Genomic DNA, 18,855 nt, shown 5'->3' with positions numbered 1-18,855 from the left:
CAGAAAAGTGGGTGAGCGCAACGGTTTTCGGGCGTTGGAAGGGGGCCAGCCCCCTCGGGCTACGCCCTCACCCCCGGGATTTTTTGAAACAGGGAAGAGTGGGGTCGGTGCCCTAGCCTTCTACCTTGGTGAGGTCTGCGACCGACAGGCATAGCGTGCGGATGCGGCTGAGCAGGTTGAGGCGGTTGCGGCGAACCGTTTGGTTTTCCGCGTTGATCTGCACCGCTTCAAAGAAGGCGTCGATGGGGCCGCGCAGGGTGGCCATGGCGGACATGGCGCTTGTGAAGTCCTGTGCCTCCATCGCCGGGGCGATCTTGGCCTCGGCGGTGTCGAGCGCTTCGAACAGGGCGGTTTCCTGTGGTTCTTCGGCGAATTTGATGTCGGCGCCGTAGGAGTATTCGACGCCGTCGGCCTCCTCGGCCTGCGTCAGGATGTTGTTGGCGCGTTTGAAGCCCTGAATCAGGTTTTCGCCATCATCTGTGGCGAGGGTTTCGGAGAGGGCTTTGGCGCGTTTGACCAGCAGGGTGAGGTCGTCGTTTTGCGGCATCGCGATACAGGCGTCGATGATGTCGTGGCGAATGCCTTGGTCGCGGAGGTAGACTTTGAGGCGGTCGTGGAAGAAGGCGAGGAGGTCTTCTAGAATTTTGTCGTGCACAAACATTATCTCAGCAAGGACTTTGTCCGCGTCTAACTTCTCGTCCTTCAACTTTTCCAATTCAGACCGCGAGTCCCGAGCCCGTTGCCACAGCAAGCTGCGTTCACCGTCTGCCTTGGCCCACGACTGCAGCCAAAACTTCAAAGCGTTCTCGGCTTCTGGAATGTTCTGATCGGCTATCCAATTGCGCAGTTCCGCTCGGGACAAATCCAATTGCGGCCAAACCGACGCACTCAATTGTTCCGTCAGCTTTAACGAAACGCCATTTTCCAAAACCAACCTGGCGACGCCCAGAGCGGCCCGCCGTAGCGCAAAGGGATCCTTCGACCCTGTAGGCTTTTCATCAATCGCCCAGAAACCCGTCAGCGTGTCCAGTTTATCTGCCAGTGCAACGGCCACCGACACAGGCGCGGTCGGCACATCATCAGACGGACCCAGCGGTGAGTAGTGTTCCCCGCACGCCTCGGGCACTCCATCGTCGTGGCCTGCGGCTTCTGCATAATACTTGCCCATGATCCCCTGCAGCTCGGGGAATTCGTAGACCATTTCGGAAGCGAGGTCGGCTTTTACAATCCGAGCCGCTTCCGCCGCGAGGTCGGGTTTGGCGCCGACCACTGGCGCAAGTTCGCGGGCCAGTGCTTCGATCCGGGCGACACGCTCGGCTTGAGACCCAAGTTTGTTGTGGAAGGTGACATCGGCCAATGGCTTTGCCATACCTTCAAGTCCTACGTCACGAACGGTGCGCAAGTCATTCTCCCAGAAGAACTTTGCGTCCGCCAGTCGTGCGCTCAGCACCTTTTCATTGCCAGCCAAAATCGTGGCCCCACTGTCCGCAGTTTCGCGGTTAGCCACGGTGATGAACCGTTCGATTCGACCCGTTTTGGGGTTCCGGACGGAGAAGAACTTTTGGTGCTCTTTCATCGAGGTTTGCAGCACCTCGGGCGGCAGGTCCAAAAAGTCGTCGCCGATCTTGCCCATCAGGACCACGGGCCATTCGACAAGGCCCGCAACCTCGGCCAGCAGGCCCTTGTCCTCGACCACCTCAAGCCCGTTGGCGAAGGCGGCGTTTGTGGCGTCGTTCCAGATGGTGTTTGCGCGCTCAGACGCGTCCAGCATCACGCGGGCGCGAGCCAGCTTGGCGCTGTAGTCATCAAAGGATGTCACAGCGAACCGGCCCGGGGCCATGAAGCGGTGCCCTTCGGTGGTGTCGCCGAAGGTGATGCCGTCAACCTCGCCCGGCACGACGCTGTGCCCTGCGTCATCCGTCAGGATGCAGAGGATGGAGTGCAGCGGGCGCACCCATTTCAGCGCGCCGGTGCCCCAGCGCATGGATTTGGGCCATGGGAAATTGCGGATCGTCGCCTCAAGCACCTCGGCAATGATCTCTGCCGCGGGACGGCCCGGTTTTTCGATCACGGCGAACAGGACGTTGCCCTTGGGGGTCTCACGCTCTTCCACCTGATCGCGGGTCAGGCCCGCGCCGCGCAGGAACCCTTTGATCGCCTTTTCGGGGGCGTCGGCCTTGGGGCCTTTGCGCTCTTCCCGGGTGGTGGGGGATTTGTCCAGCACCCCCTCGACCGTCAGCGTCAGGCGGCGCGGCGTGGTGAAGGCGGCGGCAGAGGCGTAGGTCAGCCCAGCCTCGACCAGACCGTTTGTGACCAGCTTTTGCAGGTCCTCGCCCGCGCGCTTTTGCATACGTGCGGGGATTTCTTCGGAGAAGAGTTCGATCAGAAGGTCAGGCATTGGGACGCTCTAGAGATTGACGAAGAATTGGATAGCGATGGCGTTGGCAATATCGACAAAGAACGCCGAGACCAAGGGCAGGATGACAAAGGCCATGGGCGACGGGCCATATCGTTTGGTCACGGCCGTCATATTGGCGATGGCTGTGGGGGTGGCCCCGAGGGCAAACCCGCCGAAGCCTGCGCCAAGAACCGCAGCCCGGTAGCCGCCGCCCATCAGCGGGAACAGGATGAAGATCACGAAAGCCAGTGTGGCCAGCGTTTGCACAGCAAGGATCAGGCCAATGGCCGTGCCCAGTTCAACCAGCGTCCAAAGCTGCAGGGACATGAGCGACATGGCGAGGAAAGCGCCCAGTGCGATCTCGGATATCAGGGCCAGTGCGGGTGTGCGGGCCACGGGCTGTGCCGTTGGAAACAGGGCTGTGCGGATGTTGGCAATCAGGATGGCCATGATCAGGCAAGGGACAAACAGCGGCAGTTTTACACCAGCCTTGATCAGCCCCAGATGGGCGGAGTAACCCCCGATGATGGCCAGATTCAGGTACAGCAGCACCCGCGAAACTGTCACCGGGTCAATGGGCGTGGTTGGCCCGTTATCCGCTGGCAGACCAACGGTGAGCCCTTCGTCGGGTCGGTCGGGCGTCAGGTCTTTACCTTCAACGAGGTATCGCGCGATGGGCCCGCCGATCAGGGCGGCCAGCACCAAACCAAGCGTGGCAACCGCGATCCCCAACTCGGGGGCGTTGGTCAGCCCGCTTGCGGCGGCCACATCCGGCGACCATGCAATCGCGGTGCCGTGCCCGCCAATCAGGGCAGCCGAGCCAAACAGGACACTTGTGGCTGCAGGATAACCCAGAAGGACGGCCCCTGCTGTTCCGATTCCGTTTTGAACGAGGATCATGATCAGCGTCAGAAACAGAAGCACCGCCAGTGGTTTGCCGCCGGACAAAAGATCGTTGAACCGAGCATTCAGGCCGATCCCGGCAAAGAACAGAACGAGGAAGAAATCCCTGACCTCCATTTCGAATGCGAATTGCACATCAAGGAAGACATAGAGGAGCAGCCCGACCACGGCGGCAAACAGCCCGCCCGACACTGGTTCAGGGATGTTGAACCGGCGCAGGATTTCGAACCACCCGTTCAACAGCGTCCCAAACAGAAAGACTGCGAGGCCCAGCGTAGCGGTGATGAAGGCTGGCACGACCAGTGTCATTGCGTGATCTGGTCACGATCCGGGCATTCTTCGCCCACGATGGTTCCATCATAGGCCTTGTCGCCGCAATCGTTCAACTCGTGCCAGACATAACCGCGCCCGTCTTCGGTGATGGCGACGATGCGGTCGACGCCGAAATCGACGTTCTTCTGGCCGAGGAACGGGAGGGCGGTGCCTGCGTCAAGTTCTGCCGCGATAGCTTCGGCGTCGAAGCAGTCGAACCAGCCCGGCGCGTTGCGCGGCGTTGCCTGTTCCAGCCCCACATAGGTTTCGGTCAGCAGGGCCAGTGACATCTCGGTCGTGAAGCAAGCCCGGTAGCGGATGGGTGAGCTGTCGGCATCGATGGCTTGGAAATCGGTGAAGGGGATGGGTTCGGGCATGTCAGAGACGACAGACACAAGCTGCACCTCTGCTGTCTCAACCTCTTCGTAAAAGCCGTAGATTTGCAGGTAGTACAGGGTTGCGCCTGCGATGATGGAACTCAGCACGATGACAATCCCGATGATTTTGCCGCTCACGCCGCATCCCCCGGCTGCCAGCCACCTGCCCGCGTTTGCACAAAGGCATCGGCGCATTGTTTGGCCAGTGCACGGACGCGCCCGATATAGGCCTGCCGTTCGGTAACAGAGATCACGCCACGGGCGTCAAGCAGGTTGAAGATGTGGGAGGCCTTGATGCACTGGTCATAGGCCGGGTGCGCCATAATGATGCGCTTGCCCGTTTTTGCGTCGTCATGGGCCTGATCAAGGATCGATTTGCACTCAGCCTCTGCCTCTTCGAAGTGGCGCAGCAGCACTTCGGTGTTGGCGACATCAAAGTTCCAACGGGCGTATTCCTCTTCCGTCTGCTTGAAGATGTCGCCGTAGGACAGCGCGATGGGGGTTTGCGGGTCGTTGAATGGCATGTCCATCACGTGATCGACGCCGAGGATATACATCGCCAGACGTTCCAACCCATAGGTCAGCTCACCCGACACCGGATGGCAGTCATGCCCGCCAACCTGCTGGAAATAGGTGAATTGTGAGACTTCCATGCCATCGCACCACACCTCCCACCCAAGGCCCCATGCGCCGAGTGTCGGGCTTTCCCAGTCATCTTCGACAAAGCGGATATCATGCACCGCCATGTCCACGCCGATGGCCGCAAGGCTGCCCAGATACAACTCCTGCAGATCGGGGGGGCTGGGTTTGATCAGCACCTGGTACTGGTAGTAGTGCTGCAGGCGATTGGGGTTTTCACCGTACCGCCCATCGGTGGGACGGCGTGAGGGCTGGACATAGGCCGCCACCCAAGGTTGTGATCCGAGGCTGCGCAGGGTTGTGGCGGGGTGAAACGTCCCCGCCCCCACTTCCATGTCATAGGGTTGCAGCACCGCGCAGCCCTTGGACGCCCAATAGGTCTGAAGGCGCAGGATGATTTCCTGGAAGGAACGGGGCGGTGTAACAGTGTCGGACATGGGTCAAGCCATCGGTTGAATTGCGTGACTTACCTACGGCCCGCCCCCCGAATGGTCAATTGCGCGCGAGGTGGGTTTTTACGGGTATTCCACCATTTCCATTAGAGCGGAATCCTGCTTAATCTGCCGCCCACGGAAAGTATGGCACCAAGACCAACCAAGGGGATATCGGGTGATGTTGAAGCGTATTGTGCTGGCGTGGGTTGTCCTGCTTGCGTCGGTGGTGACCTTGAGTGCGCAGGACGATGCCGTCTGGATCCAGATTGAGGCGCAACCCAACCTGAACGAAGCAACCGCGCGTGCCCGTGTCTATGCCGCTGATCTGCCTGATGTGAACGGTTTTTCCCTTGGCGGCGGCTGGTACGGTATTGCCCTGGGCCCCTATGCCCGATCGGACGCCGAACAGGTGCTGCGTGTGTACCGGTCCGAGGGCGTGATCCCGCGCGACAGCTTCATCGCGTTCACATCGTCTTTCCGGCAGCAATTCTGGCCCATCGGTGCGAACGTGCTGAACCGGGGCGTGGTGCAAGCCCCCGTGCCCACCGAGCCCGAAGAGACCACGCCCGTCGTGGATACCCCTGCCCCGCCGCCCGCTGACGAAACCCCGGCACAGGCACAACGCAGCGAACGGCAGTTGAGCCGGGCCGAGCGCGAAGACTTGCAGATCGCACTGCAATGGGCCGGAACGTATCCGGGGGGCATCGACGGCGCTTTCGGTCGTGGCACCCGCAACGCAATGGCGCAATGGCAAGAGCAGAAGGGTTTTGAGGCCACCGGCATTCTAACGACGCAGCAACGGACGGTCCTGCTGCAGGACTACAATTCCGTTCTGGATGGTCTGGGTCTTGAAGTTGTGCGGGACGATACAGCAGGGATCGAGATGCTGATGCCCACAGGTGTGGTGACCTTTGAGAGATACGAATACCCCTTTGCCCACTACACGGCCACGGGCGACGTCGAAGCGACCGTGCTGCTGATCAGCCAGGAAGGCGATCAGACGACGCTTTTTGGCCTTTATGACATCATGCAGACCCTCGACATCGTGCCGCTGGATGGCAAGCGCGAGCGTAAGGATCGGTCGTTTGTTCTGGTGGGTGAGGGCGCGACGCGCGTGTCGGAAACCCGCGTGGCACTGGAAGACGGGCAGATCAAGGGCTTTACGGTCGTGTGGCCTGCTGGTGACGAGGATCGGCGCACGCGCTTGCTGGACGAGATGGAAAGGAGCTTTGTCCGCGTCGATGGCGTGATCCCGGCGAGCGCGGGCACACAGGAGCAGGCCATTGACCTGGTGTCCGGCCTTGAGGTGCGCAAACCGCGTCTGTCGCGATCCGGCTTCTTCGTGGACAATCGAGGTACGGTCGTGACAACAGCCGAAGCCGTGAGCAGCTGCACCCGCGTGACCGTTGATTCCGAAACCGATGCCGAGGTTACGGTGCTGGATAAGGCACTTGGTGTTGCCGTGCTCAAACCGACCTCCACGCTCTCTCCGCTGGCGATCGCGCGGTTTAGCGATGCCCAGCCGCGCCTGCAATCTGAAGTCGCTGCCGCCGGTTTCAGCTTTGAAGGTGTACTTGGCGCCCCTTCCATAACCTTTGGCACGCTCAGCGATGTCCGTGGTCTGCGCGGCGAACCGAACCTGTCGCGTCTTGCAATGGAGACTTTGCCCGGGGACGTGGGAGGACCTGTGCTGGACGCCGGTGGCGGTGTGCTGGGAATGCTATTGCCAGAGGCGCAAGGCGGCCGCGCTCTGCCTGATGGTGTGCGCTTTGCGCTGGACCGAGAGGCGCTGCAGGAGGTGTTGGCACAAGCCGGATTGGCAGCCGCCAGCACCAACAGTGCAACGCCTATTGATCCCGTTGATCTTTCAGCTGCGGCCACCGGCATGACCGTATTGGTCAGCTGCTGGGACTGATCGGTTTTCGTTCAAATCAACCACATTTCGATATGAGCCATTAGCGAAGCGTTAACGGCAATCCGACCACTTTAAGGCCATGCGTGGGAGCGCTGAAACCCTTGTCAGTGATCGGAGTGTGTCATGTTGAAATCCATTGTTAAAACGGCTCTTGTTGCCGCTTTCGTCGTTGTGCCTGCTGCATCAGCGGTTGCCAGCACCGCAGTTGTAAAGCCGTCCGCGGCATATCAGGGTCAGTGGTGGACCACCCCTTGGGCTGCCAGTACAGCCGTGCAGGGCGTCCAGGTGAAACGATGTGGTTCCTGATCGTCAACACCCGCAAGAAGGGTTGCCCGGCCTATATTGCAGGCAAAACCTGGGGCGGGATTTACCGCGCTGAGGGGTCCAAGATGTGATCCAAAGGACGCCTGTGGGCGATACCATGTTTTAGAGGGCTTTGCCCCCGTCTTCGGCGACGCGATGACGGTATCATCAGAATAGCGTGTCAGGTCAGCGAAGAGATGTCCGGTGTGAGATAGATCAGGGTTGGACCGTCGGCGTCGAACGCGGCGCGGACGGTTTCCTGCATGTCTTGCAGTGTTCGCGGTGCGGCAGCATGGACCCCGAACGCTTCGGCCAGCTTGCAGAAATCTGGGTTACGGGCGACCACCGCGTTGGGCGCGATTTGCGCTCGCACCATGCTTTCCTCAATCTCTTTCAGCTTGCCGTTGTCCCAGAGGATAATGGGCAGCGGCAGCCCGAGTTCGACGGCCACGCCCAGTTCCTGCATCGTGTAGTGAAAGCCGTAGTCACCGATGATGGCCATTGTGGGCAGCCCCTTGCGCGCAACCGCCCCGCCGATGGCCGCGGGGGTTGCATAGCCGAGGGTGCCAAAGCCGGTCGGGTGATGCCAGTGGCCGGGTTCGTCCATGTCCCAGACTTCCTTGGCCGTATAGGCAAACTGGGTCATGTCGGAGTAGATCATTGTGCCTTTGGGCAGACAGTCTCGCAGCGCATCACAGACTGGAACAATATCGGGGCGTTCGGCGTCGATCTCAGCGCGCCAACGTTTGCGCTGCGCGGCAACTTCATCCGAACGCCATCGGGTCGCTGACTGATGATGTTCGAGCATTTCAGCAAGGCTGGTCAGCACGTCATCCGCACGTGCCTGAATGCAGACATCAGCTCGCTGACTATCGCTCAGCACGATCGGATCGATATCGACACGAATGAGTGTTCCGGTGTGACCCAAATCTCTGCGCCACAAGTCCACTTCTGCCAACTCTGTGCCGACGGCGATGACCACATCCGCCTGTGCGAGCACATCGGCGCTGCTTGGTCTGGCAAGCGAGGCTCCAAAATTCAGCGGGTAGCCTGCCATCAATCCGCGGGCCGCATAGGTGGTAAAACTGGCCGCACCGGCAGCTTCCGCCACAGCTGGTGCAAGATCAGTCTGCACCCCGCCACCGAAGATAAAGATGGGCGCTTTGGCGTCGCTAAGACACGCCATAAGCGTTTCAGCAGCTGCATCATCATCGGTACGATAAGGCTCGGTCTCTACCTCTCCGAAAGGTTCCGGAGCCGCGGCCTCAAGCAATCCAATGGAGACTTGTAGGCACTTCGGGCGTGGACGCCCAGTTTCGAACTCTATCAACGCCCGATCAATCAGGGCATAGGCCGCCTCTGCCGTCCGCGCCTCTTCCGACCAGTCGCATACCGTCTCCGCCGCCCCGCGCTGATCCTTCATCTGGTGCAACTGCCCTTTGGTCGCCGCCGTCTCGTCCAGACAGGATGAAATCACTAGCATGGGCACGGAATCGGAATATGCCTGCCCCATCGGTGTCATGATGTTCGTCAGTCCCGGCCCGGTGATGACATAGGCCACGCCGGGCTTACCCGTCGCCCGCGCATAGCCATCGGCCATGAAGCCTGCGCCTTGCTCGTGCCGAGCTAAAACGTGCGTGATGCCCGCCTCTTCGATCCCGCGATACATTTCCTGATTGTGCACCCCCGGGATGCCAAAGATCACATCGACGCCACGGTCTTTCAGCATGTGGGAAATTTGCGCGCCAAGGGGGCGAGTTTGGGCCATTAAGCTCTCCAGAATTGAAGGGTAAAGATGACGTAAACGGCCATCAGCTCAAGCCGCCCGATCAGCATAGCGGCAGCCAGCAGCCATTTGGCCGTGTCATTGAGGCCCGCAAAATTGCCAGATGGGCCGATCTGGTTGCCAAATCCCGGGCCGATATTCGCAAGGGCCGTGGCTGCACCGGACAGCGCCGTTACGAAGTCGAGGCCGGTCATGGCCAATGCCACAGACAGGACACCCAATGTCACCACAAAAAACATGAAGAAGGACATGACCGAGTTCAGCACATCCTCGCCCACAGGGCGCCCTGCATAACGGGGGGTAAAGATGCCATGCGGGCTGCGTGTCTTTTGCAACTGCGCCTTAATCGACGCGAACAGCAACTGGTATCGGAATATCTTGATCGAGCAGGCGGTCGACCCCGCGCAGCCGCCAATCAGGCCGGTGAAGAACAGGACCGCCACGGCGAAACTGCCCCACTGCCCGTAGTCCGCATTGGCGTATCCGGTGCCCGTCATCAGCGATACCGTATTGAAAAGTGCAGCGCGCACAGCCCCTTCGTTCATCGCGTTTTGCTGCAGCAGGTTCCAACCGGCGATCAGTGCCACGATCACAAACGCCGTCACGAGAAAAACGTGAATTTGCCGATCTTGCAGCAACGGGCGTGCTGTGCCTGCGCTAAGCTGAACGAAGCGCACGAACGGCAGGGCGGCCAGAATCATGAACAGCGTGGCAACATAGGAGGGCGCGGGCCCAAATGCGGCGAAGGACGTGTCGTAGTTCGCAAACCCACCTGTGGCGATGGTGGTCATCGCATGCACCGTGGCATCGAATGCGCCCATCCCCGCCGCGATGTAAGCCAGCGCGCAGATCAGAGTGAGTGCCACGTAGATGACCGAAATGCGGCTTGCAATCTCGGTCGCGCGTGGCAGGATCTTCCCGAAGGTATCAAAGGCTTCCGTGCGGAAGATCTGCATCCCGCCAACGCGCAGTTCAGGCAGGAACACCATGGCAACAACGATGATACCGATGCCGCCCAACCATTGCAGGATACCGCGCCACAAGAGCAAGCCCTTGGGCAACGCATCAAGGCCCGACAGAACGGTGGAGCCGGTTGTGGTCAGGCCGGACATCGCCTCGAAAAACGCATCAACAAACCGCGCTTCCGTAACGCCAACGACGAAGGGCAGCGCACCGAAGATCGGAAGCGCCAGCCACACCCCAGTGGTCAGCAGAAAGGTTTGTTGGATCGTCAGCCCTTCTTTCACACCGTTTTGACAGCTGAGGGCGATCATGCCGCCGACAAGAATGGTGATCAGAGCGCATTCCGCAAAAACCGGCCAATGCCCAAGCCCTTCGGCCAGATCCACCAACATGGGCAGGATCATGGCCAGGCCAAGAACGGCCACAAGCAGGCCAATCACATATCCAACAGGGCGCAGGTCGATCATTGCGCTCAGCGTTGGCGGCCCGCGCGGGCGGTGTCAAGCATGCGTCAACGCGTCGTCGGGTCAGTCACCGAATGGCCTGGCAGGGCGCCAGGCCAGATCGACGACTACAGGTGCATCATGTCGCGGAACACATAGGCGGCGATATCTTCGCGGCGCAGGTTCATCGCGGCCAGTTCTTCGTCTGTCTTGGCATTCAATGCTTCGATGCGCTTGAAGCGGCTTTCGGCGGCGGCCGACATGGCCGCTGAGTGGCCGAGCGCAACGAAGAAGTCGGTGACCCGGTCAAGGATCGCGCTCAGGATGGATGTATTGGGTTGGGTGACGTAAGCCATTGGGATACCTCGCATATCATGCGTTAAACTGTGTCCTCCCGTTGGCCGAAACATAGGCCTTTGCAGTCAAAAGCACCAATGCCGATACTGCATGGCCGCATTGCGGAATTGTGGGCCATGAGGCGGGGGTGTCCCCCGTCGAAACAAGAAAGGCGCGCCTTAAGGGGCACGCCTTTCGCAATCCGTAAGTCGGAGGTGCCCGCCACCGTGCGGGCCGTCAGCCAACGTGGAAAAGGGTCTGGAACATCCGCGGGTCTATGCTGTCACCAGCGAACGTGTCCCCTTCTGTCAACACTGATACCGCGTCATGGCTGTGCAAGCTTTCCTGGTGACTTGCCACCACGCGGAAGTCGCCGATGCGCACATCCGCCAGAAGCTGCTGGCTGAACAACCGAGCCGCATCCTCGACAAAGATCGGGTTGGCGGCGTTCAGCTCGGCAAAGGCCTGTTCATCTTCGCGTTTGACCATCACCTGTGTCTCGGTCGGAACCGCACGACGGCAGGCATCGATCAGATCCTCGAACCAAAGCGTATCAGCATCATCCTCAAGCGCAACCGACACCCTTGCGACGGATCGTTGCGAGTGGGGCGTCGCCAGCTGGCCGCGGGTCGCGCGGGCATGTTCGCTCAGTTCCAGCGAACATGGGCAGGTCGAGGAATAGACATAGTCGAGATGCACAATGCGTTTGCGCACGCCCGCCTGCTCGACCAACTCAAGCGCGATGTCATAATACTGATAACCTGACAGACCCGAGCGGAGGCTTTCGACCTGCACGGGCATGCTGAACCGCATTTGAATGCGCGCGTCGAAGCTGTCGAGATCGGATTTGTAGTCGTCCAGCGCTGCCTCAATCACGCCGAAGGAAAACGTTTCTTCGGCATGTTTGTAGAAGGACCGCATGATGCGGGACATATTGATGCCCTTCTTGTCCGCCTCAAGGCTGACAGTACCAGTCACCGACGTCTCAAGCGTCAGGGGCGCGCCATCACGGCTTTCGATCCGCAGCGGCAGCCGGAAATTCGAGATGCCCACATACTGGATGCGTGTTTTAGCGCCGCGGATCAGGCTGGATGGCCCGTTCTGCAGGTCAGGCAGCGTGTCCTTGTATCCTTCGTCCACATCAAACCCCTCTGGGTAATCGCGGGAAAAGGCCGGGTACTCGACCCCATCACTGCCCGGCACAAGCCGCGCAACCGACGGGTCGAGCTCAATAATGTCTGTTGTCGTGGCGTTCTTGGCCCAGCGGCGGAGAAGATCCAGTGCTGCCTCGGCCTCGTCGCGTTCGGGTATTGCGGTGATGTCGGGCGTATGAATGTTCATAAAGTAGCCCCCCTTTCTGTCTGCGTGCCCAAGGTACGTAAGCCGTCTCGGACACATTTCCAATATTGCTAACAGTTACGTGTGACGCTGCAACATGGATGACAATTAAATGGGGGCGCTGTCAGTCTTCGGCAACATAGCCCGATTCTGCATTATTATGCTTTTTCCAAGGCTTGCAGGATATCGGCAACCAGATCATCGCCATGTTCGATCCCCACGGACATGCGCACAAGACCGGGTGTGATGCCAAGTATGTCTTTCTGATCCTGCGGCAAGCGCTGGTGGGTCGTGGTCGCCGGGTGCGTGAGAATCGACTTGGCGTCGCCGAGGTTGTTCGAGATCACCGGGATCGTCAGGGCATTCAGGAAGCGGAAGGCCGCGTCCTGTCCACCCGCAAGATCCAGGGACAATACCGTCCCCCCGGCCCCACCCATCTGGCGCATCACCAGATCATGCTGCGCGTGGCTGGAATGGCCGGGATAGATCACGCGTTCCAGTGCGTTATGCCCTTGCAAAGCATCGGCCAGTTGCAGCGCCGATGCTGCCTGTGCCCGCACGCGCAACTCCAACGTCTCAAGCCCTTTCAGCATCACCCACGCGGTGAAGGGCGACATGGAGCCACCCGTGTGCTTCATGTAAGGTTCGACCGTTTTGCGAATGAACTCTTGCGTGCCAAGGATCACACCACCCAATGCGCGCCCTTGCCCGTCCACGTGTTTCGTCGTGGAGTAGATGACGACATCCGCACCTTCGGCAATCGCGTTGGAAAAGACAGGCGTGGCAAAGACGTTGTCCACCAGAACCGTGGCATCCACGGCATGGGCCAGTTCCGAAACGGACTTGATGTCCACAACTTCCAGCGTCGGGTTCGAAATGGATTCGAAGAACACCGCCGTCGTGCTGGGCGTGATCGCGGCGCGCCACGCGTCCAGATCGGTACCGTCGACAAATTCGACCTCAACCCCGTAGCGGGTCAGCACCTCTTCGAGCACATAAAGACACGATCCAAACAATGCACGCGCCGACACCACCCGATCCCCGGCCTTGAGCATCGAAATCAGCGCTCCGGACACTGCCGCCATACCGGATGCAGTGGCAAAGCCGTCCTCGGCCCCTTCCAGCATCGCAATCCGCTCTTCAAACATGCGCACGGTCGGATTGCCGTAGCGGGCATAGATGAACTCGTCATCCCCCGCTTTCTCAAACCGTTGCGCGGCCTGTTCGGCCGTGTCATAGACAAAGCCCTGGGTCAGAAAGATGGCTTCGCTCACCTCGCCATATTGGCTGCGGCGGACGCCGCCATGGACGGCACGGGTGCGGGCATTCCACTTGTCGGACATGTTCAAACTCCATCGCGGGCCTGAAAGGGGTCAGGCCACAAAAAACCCCCAGACGCGGGTCAAGCGAAAGGGGGGCTTTCATCCTGACCTTTTAGCGGAAGTGTTTAACGTGGCCCGCAATCCGGTAACAAATCGCCACAATATGCGGATTACGCCTAGGGGTGTTGCGCGTCAACACCGTCACGGTGCTGTAACTTAAATTTCATGCCTGCGTCATATGGCTAGAGCATAGGAGCCCCACAAAATGTGGTAGGAGGTGCAGTATGCCCATCCTGAGACTGAACGCAGGCCCGAACGGGCTCTCGCTGCACGGCTCCCCGGCCCCGGCCCTGCCCGTCCTGCGGGGCGCGGCACGAGGTCGTGGCCCGATCATTATCCTGATTCACGGCTTCAAATACGACCCCGGAACCCCGCGCTTCTGCCCACACAGCCGCATCTTTGGGCGCGCAAGGCATCCGGAAAGCACATACCATGCCCAGTGGCCGCGCGCCTTGGGCTTTGCATGCGGCCATGCAGACGAAGGGTTGGCCATAGCCTTTGGTTGGCGCGCGCGTGGCAACCTGTGGCGCGCCCAGCGGTCGGCATGGGCAGCAGGCGTCGCATTGGCGCAGGCGATCAACACGATCCGCGCTGTCGCCCCCCATCGTCCAATTCACGCGATCACACACTCCATGGGGTCAGAGGTGCTGTTCGAAGCCCTGCACCATCTGTCCGCCCATGACGTGCAGCGCATTATCGCCATCACGGGCGCCAGCTATGCCAGCGTGGCAGAAACGGCGATGCAAACTCCGGCAGGCCGGACCGCCGAATTGCTAAATGTGACCAGCCGCGAAAACGATCTGTTCGATGCCATGTTCGAACAACTGATCATTGCGGACGTACCACAAGATCACGCCATGGGGGCTGGTATCGACCTGCCAAATGCCGTCACCCTGCAACTGGATTGCGCACGCACCCTCGCCGCCCTGCCCCGGTTTGGCGGCCATATTCACGCCCCCGGGCGACGGGTGTGCCATTGGTCCGGCTATACCCGGCCGGGGGCGTTACAGTTCTATGCCCGCGCTTTGCGCCATCGCGATGACGTAACGCTTGAGGCGTTGCAAGACGCGCTTCCATACGCCTCTGCACCCCGCTGGTCGCGTATCTTTGCGATGCCACAGATACCATCACACTTGCTTGGTGGGCAGAAAACCGCATCATGACCGCCGGACCACCCGGAGGACTGCATGATCGACCTGTACTATTGGCCCACGCCGAATGGCTGGAAGGTGTCAATCGCGCTGGAAGAGTTCGGGCTTCCCTACAAAGTTCACCTCGTCAATATTGGCGCGGGCGATCAGTTCAAACCTGACTTTCTAAAGATCGCACCTAACAATCGGATGCCTGCGATCACTGACCCTGATGGGCCGGACAGCGCGCCGATCTCGATCTTTGAAAGTGGGGCGATCCTGCAGTACTTTGCCCGCAAGACCGGCCAGTTCAGCGGCCGGACTGAACGCGAACGTATTGCAGTTGATCAATGGCTGATGTGGCAAATGGGCGGCGTTGGCCCGATGGCGGGCCAAACCCACCATTTTCTTAAGTACGCGCCGCAGATGGGCCACGATATTCCCTATGCCAAAGATCGGTACCGGAACGAAACCGCACGCCTCTACGGTGTGCTGGATCGGCAATTGGCAGAGAATGAATACGTGGCCGGGGACTATTCCATCGCTGATATGGCGATCTGGCCCTGGGCGTCGCTGTGGGAAGGTCAGGAACAAACCTTGGACGACAAGCCGAACCTGGCGCGCTGGTTGGACACGGTCGGCAACCGACCAGCCGTGCAACGGGGACATGCGCTGCATCTGGACCTGCGCACAACCAAGCAAAGCAAGTCGGCACAAGACACCTTGTTCAACACAAAGAACTGACCAAGACGCTCTGGGGGGAGAAACAAAACATGTTCATGGTCAGCGACTACGTGGCTCCTGAGGCAGTGATACTGTCCGCTGGTGCCGTCTTTACCATCGGCTATCTGATCACAAACCAGATCGTTCTGCGGCTTATGATCCTGCTGGGGACGTGCCTTTATACCTATTATTACTTCACCGCCGCAGACACGCCCTTGTGGGAGGCGATTTATACGTCGATGGTCATGGGCACCGCGAACCTTATCGGTCTGGGCAGCTTGCTCTGGCACCGCTCTAACCTTGCCGTGCCCCCAGCACATCGCGACATCTACCCCCTGTTCGAAGGACTGCCGCCCGGTGACTTTCGCGATCTGGTTAAACGCGCACGTCGCCACGTGCTGGATGAACGAACGCAAGTGACAACCGAAGGGGTCCAGCCGGATAAGCTGTACTACGTGATTTCCGGCCCGATCCATATCACCAAACGGGGAGAGCGTTTTACGATGCCACCCAACCTGTTCGTGGGAGAAGTTGCTTATGCGACCCATCAGACAAGTGCCGCCACGACCCGTCTGGATGCGGGCAGCGAGGTGCTGGAGTGGGACGTGGCCGAGCTGCGCAAGCGGGCGCAGAAAAACTCGCGCTTTGCGCTGGCAATCGAGGCGATGATCACCAAGGATCTGGCACTCAAGGTCGCGTTTGCGGTCGCGCCTCACTCCGGGGATTGGAACGAAGACGCAGCAAATGCGCGGAGTGCGCGGGCTTAGGCCCCCTTGGCATCCTCGTCTTCGTCCGAGATCATGTGATCCTGAAGGGCTGCGAACTGCAGGAAGATGAACAGCATCATCGCGATCGGAAATCCGAAGGTTTCAATCTTGACCCAGGCGTCCGTAGACATGGTCCGCCAGATGACCTCGTTCGCTATTGCCAACGTGGCGAACATTGCACAAAGCCTACGGGTCAGGATCATCCACCCCTCGTGCCGCATGGGCACCGCATCACTCAGAACAAAGGCCAGCCAGCTTTGACCGCGCAGCAGGCCAATGCCCAGAAGCAGCGCGAACACACCGTAGACAATGCTTGTCTTCATCTTGAAGAACCGCTCGTCATTGAACCATGCGGTGAGCGCGCCAAAGAAGATGACCATGAACGCGGTGAAGATTTGCATCCGGCTCAACTTGCCGGTCAGGGCCCACAGCACAGCCATAGCGATCAATATGATGGGCACGAAGATCAGCGTGGCCACGATAAAGCCGGAATACTCCGTGCCCGCCATCTCGTAGGTGTTGTCGCGGATGCGCAGGTAGATCAGGAAAAAGACCAGTGGTGGTCCCAGTTCCAGCACCTGTTTCAGCAGGGGATTGATCTCGCGCGCGTCTGCCATGCTCTTCCTCAAGTTATCCGCCCATCTCGACGATGACCGCCCCAGCGGCGATCAGCGCCATCAGGGCAATTCTGCGTGGTCCTACCGTTTCTTTCAGCACCAGCCAACCGATGATTGCCGCAAACACGGTTGAAGTTTCGCGCAGCACCGCCGCCTCGCCCACTTTATCCAGCCGCGTCGCCATCATGATGGAGCCGAAGCTGAGAAAGGCAACAATCCCGCCGATCACACCGCGTAACATCAGCGGCGGCAGTGCGGGGGCATCCTGCATCCGGCGCCAGCGCATGTAAGCGATGGGCGGCATGAAGATACCGTCAATCATGAAGAACCACGCGAGAAAGGTGAACGGGTTCTCGGTCGCGCGGATGCCGTAGGCGTCGTAGGTCGTGTAGAGAGCGACGAAGAGGCCGGTGATGACGGCGAGGCCCAGCGCCATGGGAAGCGTTTCGCGGTTGGTTTGGAGGTGGCGCAGGTTGTAGAGCGCGAGGCCGTAGATGCCTGCCAGCAAGACCCCTACGCCCAGCCATTGAATGATGGTGAAGGTTTCGGAGAATAGGAAATACGCGCCGATCACAGTGAAGAGCGGTCCGGTCCCGCGCACCACCGGGTAGACCACCGTGAAGTCCCCCTTGGTGTAGGCCCATGCCTGCAACAGTTTGTAGCCCACGTGGATCACGAAAACGACGGCGAAGATGGGCCACATATGCGGTTCGGGCCAGGGCACCACGAAGAGGGCGAAGGGCGCGGCCATGAGACCGTAGGAAGCGTCGATGGCCCCGCGGGTCAACCACGGGTCATGCCGCCCTTTTTGGAGCGCGCCAAAAACAGCGTGGAGAAAGGCCGCCAAAATGGCGAGGTACAGGGCCACGGTGTGCCCCGTTTCAGTGCCCTCAATACTGGCTAGCCATGCGGTCATTCAGGGGCTGTCCCAGCATGGGACATTTTGCAACCCCCTGATAAAACGCGATTAAACACCTTACAATCCCGTTAACGCGGCCGCGAAGTCCTCGGGATCAAAGGGTGACAGATCGTCGATCTGCTCGCCCACACCGATGGCGTGGATGGGCAGGCCGAACTTGTCCGCCAGCGCCACGAGAACCCCGCCCTTGGCCGTCCCGTCAAGCTTGGTCATCACGAGGCCGGAAACGTCCGACACCTCCTGGAACACCTTGACCTGGTTGAGCGCGTTCTGACCCGTCGTCGCATCCAGCACCAAGAGCGTGTTGTGGGGCGCGCTTTCATCCTTCTTGCGAATGACGCGGACAATCTTGGCCAGCTCTTCCATCAGGTCGCCACGGTTTTGCAGACGGCCCGCCGTGTCGATCATCAGCAGGTCCGCACCTTCGGCTTGCGCCTTGGTCATGGCATCGAAAGCGAGGCTGGCAGGGTCAGTGCCTTCGGGCGCGGTCAGCACAGGCACCCCTGCCCTTTCACCCCAGACCTGCAATTGCTCCACGGCAGCGGCGCGGAACGTGTCACCTGCGGCAATCACCACCGACTTGCCTGCAGCACGGAACTGGCTGGCAAGCTTGCCGATGGTCGTGGTCTTGCCCGAGCCGTTCACACCCACGACCAGCACGACCTGCGGCTTTTGCGGGTAGAGTGGCATTGGTTTGGCGACGGGATCCATGATGCGGGCGATTTCCTGCGCCATGAGTTCCTTGATTTCGTGCACGGACAATTTCTTGCCCATGCGCCCTTCGGCCATGTTGGCGGTGACACGCAGGGCGGTGTCGACGCCCATGTCGGCGGCGATCAGCAGTTCCTCAAGCTGTTCCAGCATATCGTCGTCAAGCGTGCGGCGCATGACGGGCGTGGCGTCGCGGCGGCCCAGCAGCCGGCCGAGGATGCCGCGCTTGGGTTGGTCGGGCTCCGGTGCGTCGTCGACCAGCGACACGGGCGCGACCGCAGCGGGCATTGCCATCGGTTTCGGGGCAACGGTTTCGGGCGCCTCTTGTGTTGCCGCAACAGGCTCTTCGGTTGCAACGTCCGTCGGACGCGGTGTGGGCTCAGGCTCAGGCTCAGGCTCAGGCTCAGGCTCAGGCTCAGGCTCAGGCTCAGGCTCAGGCTCAGGCTCAGGCTCAGGCTC

17 protein-coding genes and 1 riboswitch are annotated in these 18,855 nt (G+C 60.1%); of the genes, 5 read left to right on the top strand and 12 right to left on the bottom strand.

What is annotated here, in order from left to right; all coding sequences use genetic code 11:
- Nucleotides 1-112: 112 nt before the first annotated feature.
- Genes glyS through Q1A75_RS15945 form a run of 4 tightly spaced genes read right to left on the bottom strand, consistent with a single transcriptional unit; the run spans nucleotide 113 to nucleotide 5,066 of the window.
- Nucleotides 113-2,398 carry a glycine--tRNA ligase subunit beta gene (gene glyS, locus Q1A75_RS15960; RefSeq protein WP_299546039.1) on the bottom strand — a complete coding sequence of 762 codons (2,286 nt, stop codon included), beginning with the start codon at nucleotides 2,396-2,398 and terminating at the stop codon, nucleotides 113-115.
- A 9-nt stretch (nucleotides 2,399-2,407) separates the two neighbouring features.
- On the bottom strand, nucleotides 2,408-3,610 hold the full coding sequence (gene gltS, locus Q1A75_RS15955; protein ID WP_299546037.1) for a sodium/glutamate symporter: 1,203 nt from the start codon (nucleotides 3,608-3,610) through the stop codon (nucleotides 2,408-2,410).
- Complete coding sequence (locus Q1A75_RS15950; protein WP_299546035.1) at nucleotides 3,607-4,128, bottom strand: DUF6446 family protein; 522 nt, start codon at nucleotides 4,126-4,128, stop codon at nucleotides 3,607-3,609. Before Q1A75_RS15950 ends, gltS begins: the two co-directional genes overlap by 4 nt.
- Nucleotides 4,125-5,066: a glycine--tRNA ligase subunit alpha gene (locus Q1A75_RS15945; RefSeq protein WP_299546033.1), complete on the bottom strand. Its 942-nt coding sequence runs from the start codon at nucleotides 5,064-5,066 to the stop codon at nucleotides 4,125-4,127. Before Q1A75_RS15945 ends, Q1A75_RS15950 begins: the two co-directional genes overlap by 4 nt.
- 175 nt (nucleotides 5,067-5,241) lie before the next feature.
- Here Q1A75_RS15945 and Q1A75_RS15940 point away from each other — a divergent pair, with 175 nt between their 5' ends.
- Nucleotides 5,242-6,978, top strand: a complete 1,737-nt coding sequence (locus tag Q1A75_RS15940) for a serine protease (RefSeq protein WP_299546031.1) — start codon at nucleotides 5,242-5,244, stop codon at nucleotides 6,976-6,978.
- Nucleotides 6,979-7,217: 239 nt separating this feature from the next.
- A complete protein-coding gene (locus Q1A75_RS15935) occupies nucleotides 7,218-7,373 on the top strand; it encodes a hypothetical protein (protein WP_299546029.1) in 156 nt (51 codons plus the stop codon).
- Nucleotides 7,374-7,462: 89 nt separating this feature from the next.
- On the opposite strand, the gene Q1A75_RS15930 is transcribed toward Q1A75_RS15935, so the two are convergent.
- The 5 genes from Q1A75_RS15930 to metZ all read right to left on the bottom strand — a co-directional run bounded on the left by Q1A75_RS15930 (nucleotide 7,463) and on the right by metZ (nucleotide 13,490).
- On the bottom strand, nucleotides 7,463-9,049 hold the full coding sequence (locus Q1A75_RS15930) for a 5-guanidino-2-oxopentanoate decarboxylase (protein ID WP_299546027.1): 1,587 nt from the start codon (nucleotides 9,047-9,049) through the stop codon (nucleotides 7,463-7,465).
- Nucleotides 9,049-10,497: a TrkH family potassium uptake protein gene (locus Q1A75_RS15925; protein ID WP_299546025.1), complete on the bottom strand. Its 1,449-nt coding sequence runs from the start codon at nucleotides 10,495-10,497 to the stop codon at nucleotides 9,049-9,051. The genes Q1A75_RS15930 and Q1A75_RS15925 overlap by 1 nt, the downstream gene beginning before the upstream one ends.
- Before the next feature lie 104 nt (nucleotides 10,498-10,601).
- Nucleotides 10,602-10,829, bottom strand: coding sequence for a hypothetical protein (locus Q1A75_RS15920; RefSeq protein ID WP_299546023.1), 228 nt, complete (start codon nucleotides 10,827-10,829; stop codon nucleotides 10,602-10,604).
- A gap of 217 nt (nucleotides 10,830-11,046) precedes the next feature.
- Entirely contained in the window at nucleotides 11,047-12,150 is a 1,104-nt protein-coding gene (gene folE2 / locus Q1A75_RS15915) for a GTP cyclohydrolase FolE2 (RefSeq protein ID WP_299546021.1), read from the bottom strand.
- Nucleotides 12,151-12,305: 155 nt separating this feature from the next.
- Complete coding sequence (gene metZ, locus Q1A75_RS15910; RefSeq protein WP_299546019.1) at nucleotides 12,306-13,490, bottom strand: O-succinylhomoserine sulfhydrylase; 1,185 nt, start codon at nucleotides 13,488-13,490, stop codon at nucleotides 12,306-12,308.
- A 71-nt stretch (nucleotides 13,491-13,561) separates the two neighbouring features.
- Nucleotides 13,562-13,639, bottom strand: a riboswitch (SAM riboswitch).
- Nucleotides 13,640-13,753: 114 nt separating this feature from the next.
- Here metZ and Q1A75_RS15905 point away from each other — a divergent pair.
- The 3 genes from Q1A75_RS15905 to Q1A75_RS15895 are packed head-to-tail and all read left to right on the top strand — an operon-like array spanning nucleotide 13,754 to nucleotide 16,149.
- On the top strand, nucleotides 13,754-14,692 hold the full coding sequence (locus tag Q1A75_RS15905; RefSeq protein ID WP_299546017.1) for an alpha/beta hydrolase: 939 nt from the start codon (nucleotides 13,754-13,756) through the stop codon (nucleotides 14,690-14,692).
- Between the two features lie 24 nt (nucleotides 14,693-14,716).
- Entirely contained in the window at nucleotides 14,717-15,403 is a 687-nt protein-coding gene (locus tag Q1A75_RS15900; protein WP_299546015.1) for a glutathione S-transferase N-terminal domain-containing protein, read from the top strand.
- A gap of 29 nt (nucleotides 15,404-15,432) precedes the next feature.
- A complete protein-coding gene (locus Q1A75_RS15895; protein ID WP_299546013.1) occupies nucleotides 15,433-16,149 on the top strand; it encodes a cyclic nucleotide-binding domain-containing protein in 717 nt (238 codons plus the stop codon).
- Here the strand turns inward: Q1A75_RS15895 and Q1A75_RS15890 are convergent.
- The 3 genes from Q1A75_RS15890 to ftsY all read right to left on the bottom strand — a co-directional run.
- Nucleotides 16,146-16,766 (bottom strand): inner membrane-spanning protein YciB, encoded by a 621-nt coding sequence (locus Q1A75_RS15890; RefSeq protein ID WP_299546011.1) that lies wholly within the window; start codon nucleotides 16,764-16,766, stop codon nucleotides 16,146-16,148. The two genes, Q1A75_RS15895 and Q1A75_RS15890, sit on opposite strands and share 4 nt — an antisense overlap.
- 13 nt (nucleotides 16,767-16,779) lie before the next feature.
- Entirely contained in the window at nucleotides 16,780-17,682 is a 903-nt protein-coding gene (locus Q1A75_RS15885; RefSeq protein WP_299546009.1) for an EamA family transporter, read from the bottom strand.
- 60 nt (nucleotides 17,683-17,742) lie between these two features.
- Nucleotides 17,743-18,855, bottom strand: a 1,113-nt coding sequence (gene ftsY, locus Q1A75_RS15880; protein WP_299592454.1) for a signal recognition particle-docking protein FtsY, incomplete at its 5' end; no start/stop codon positions are given.

This window comes from uncultured Tateyamaria sp. (genome assembly GCF_947504105.1).
Lineage (GTDB): Bacteria > Pseudomonadota > Alphaproteobacteria > Rhodobacterales > Rhodobacteraceae > Tateyamaria.
The sequence above is the reverse complement of the archived record's forward strand: the minus strand, read 5'-3'. Positions and strand labels throughout refer to the sequence as shown.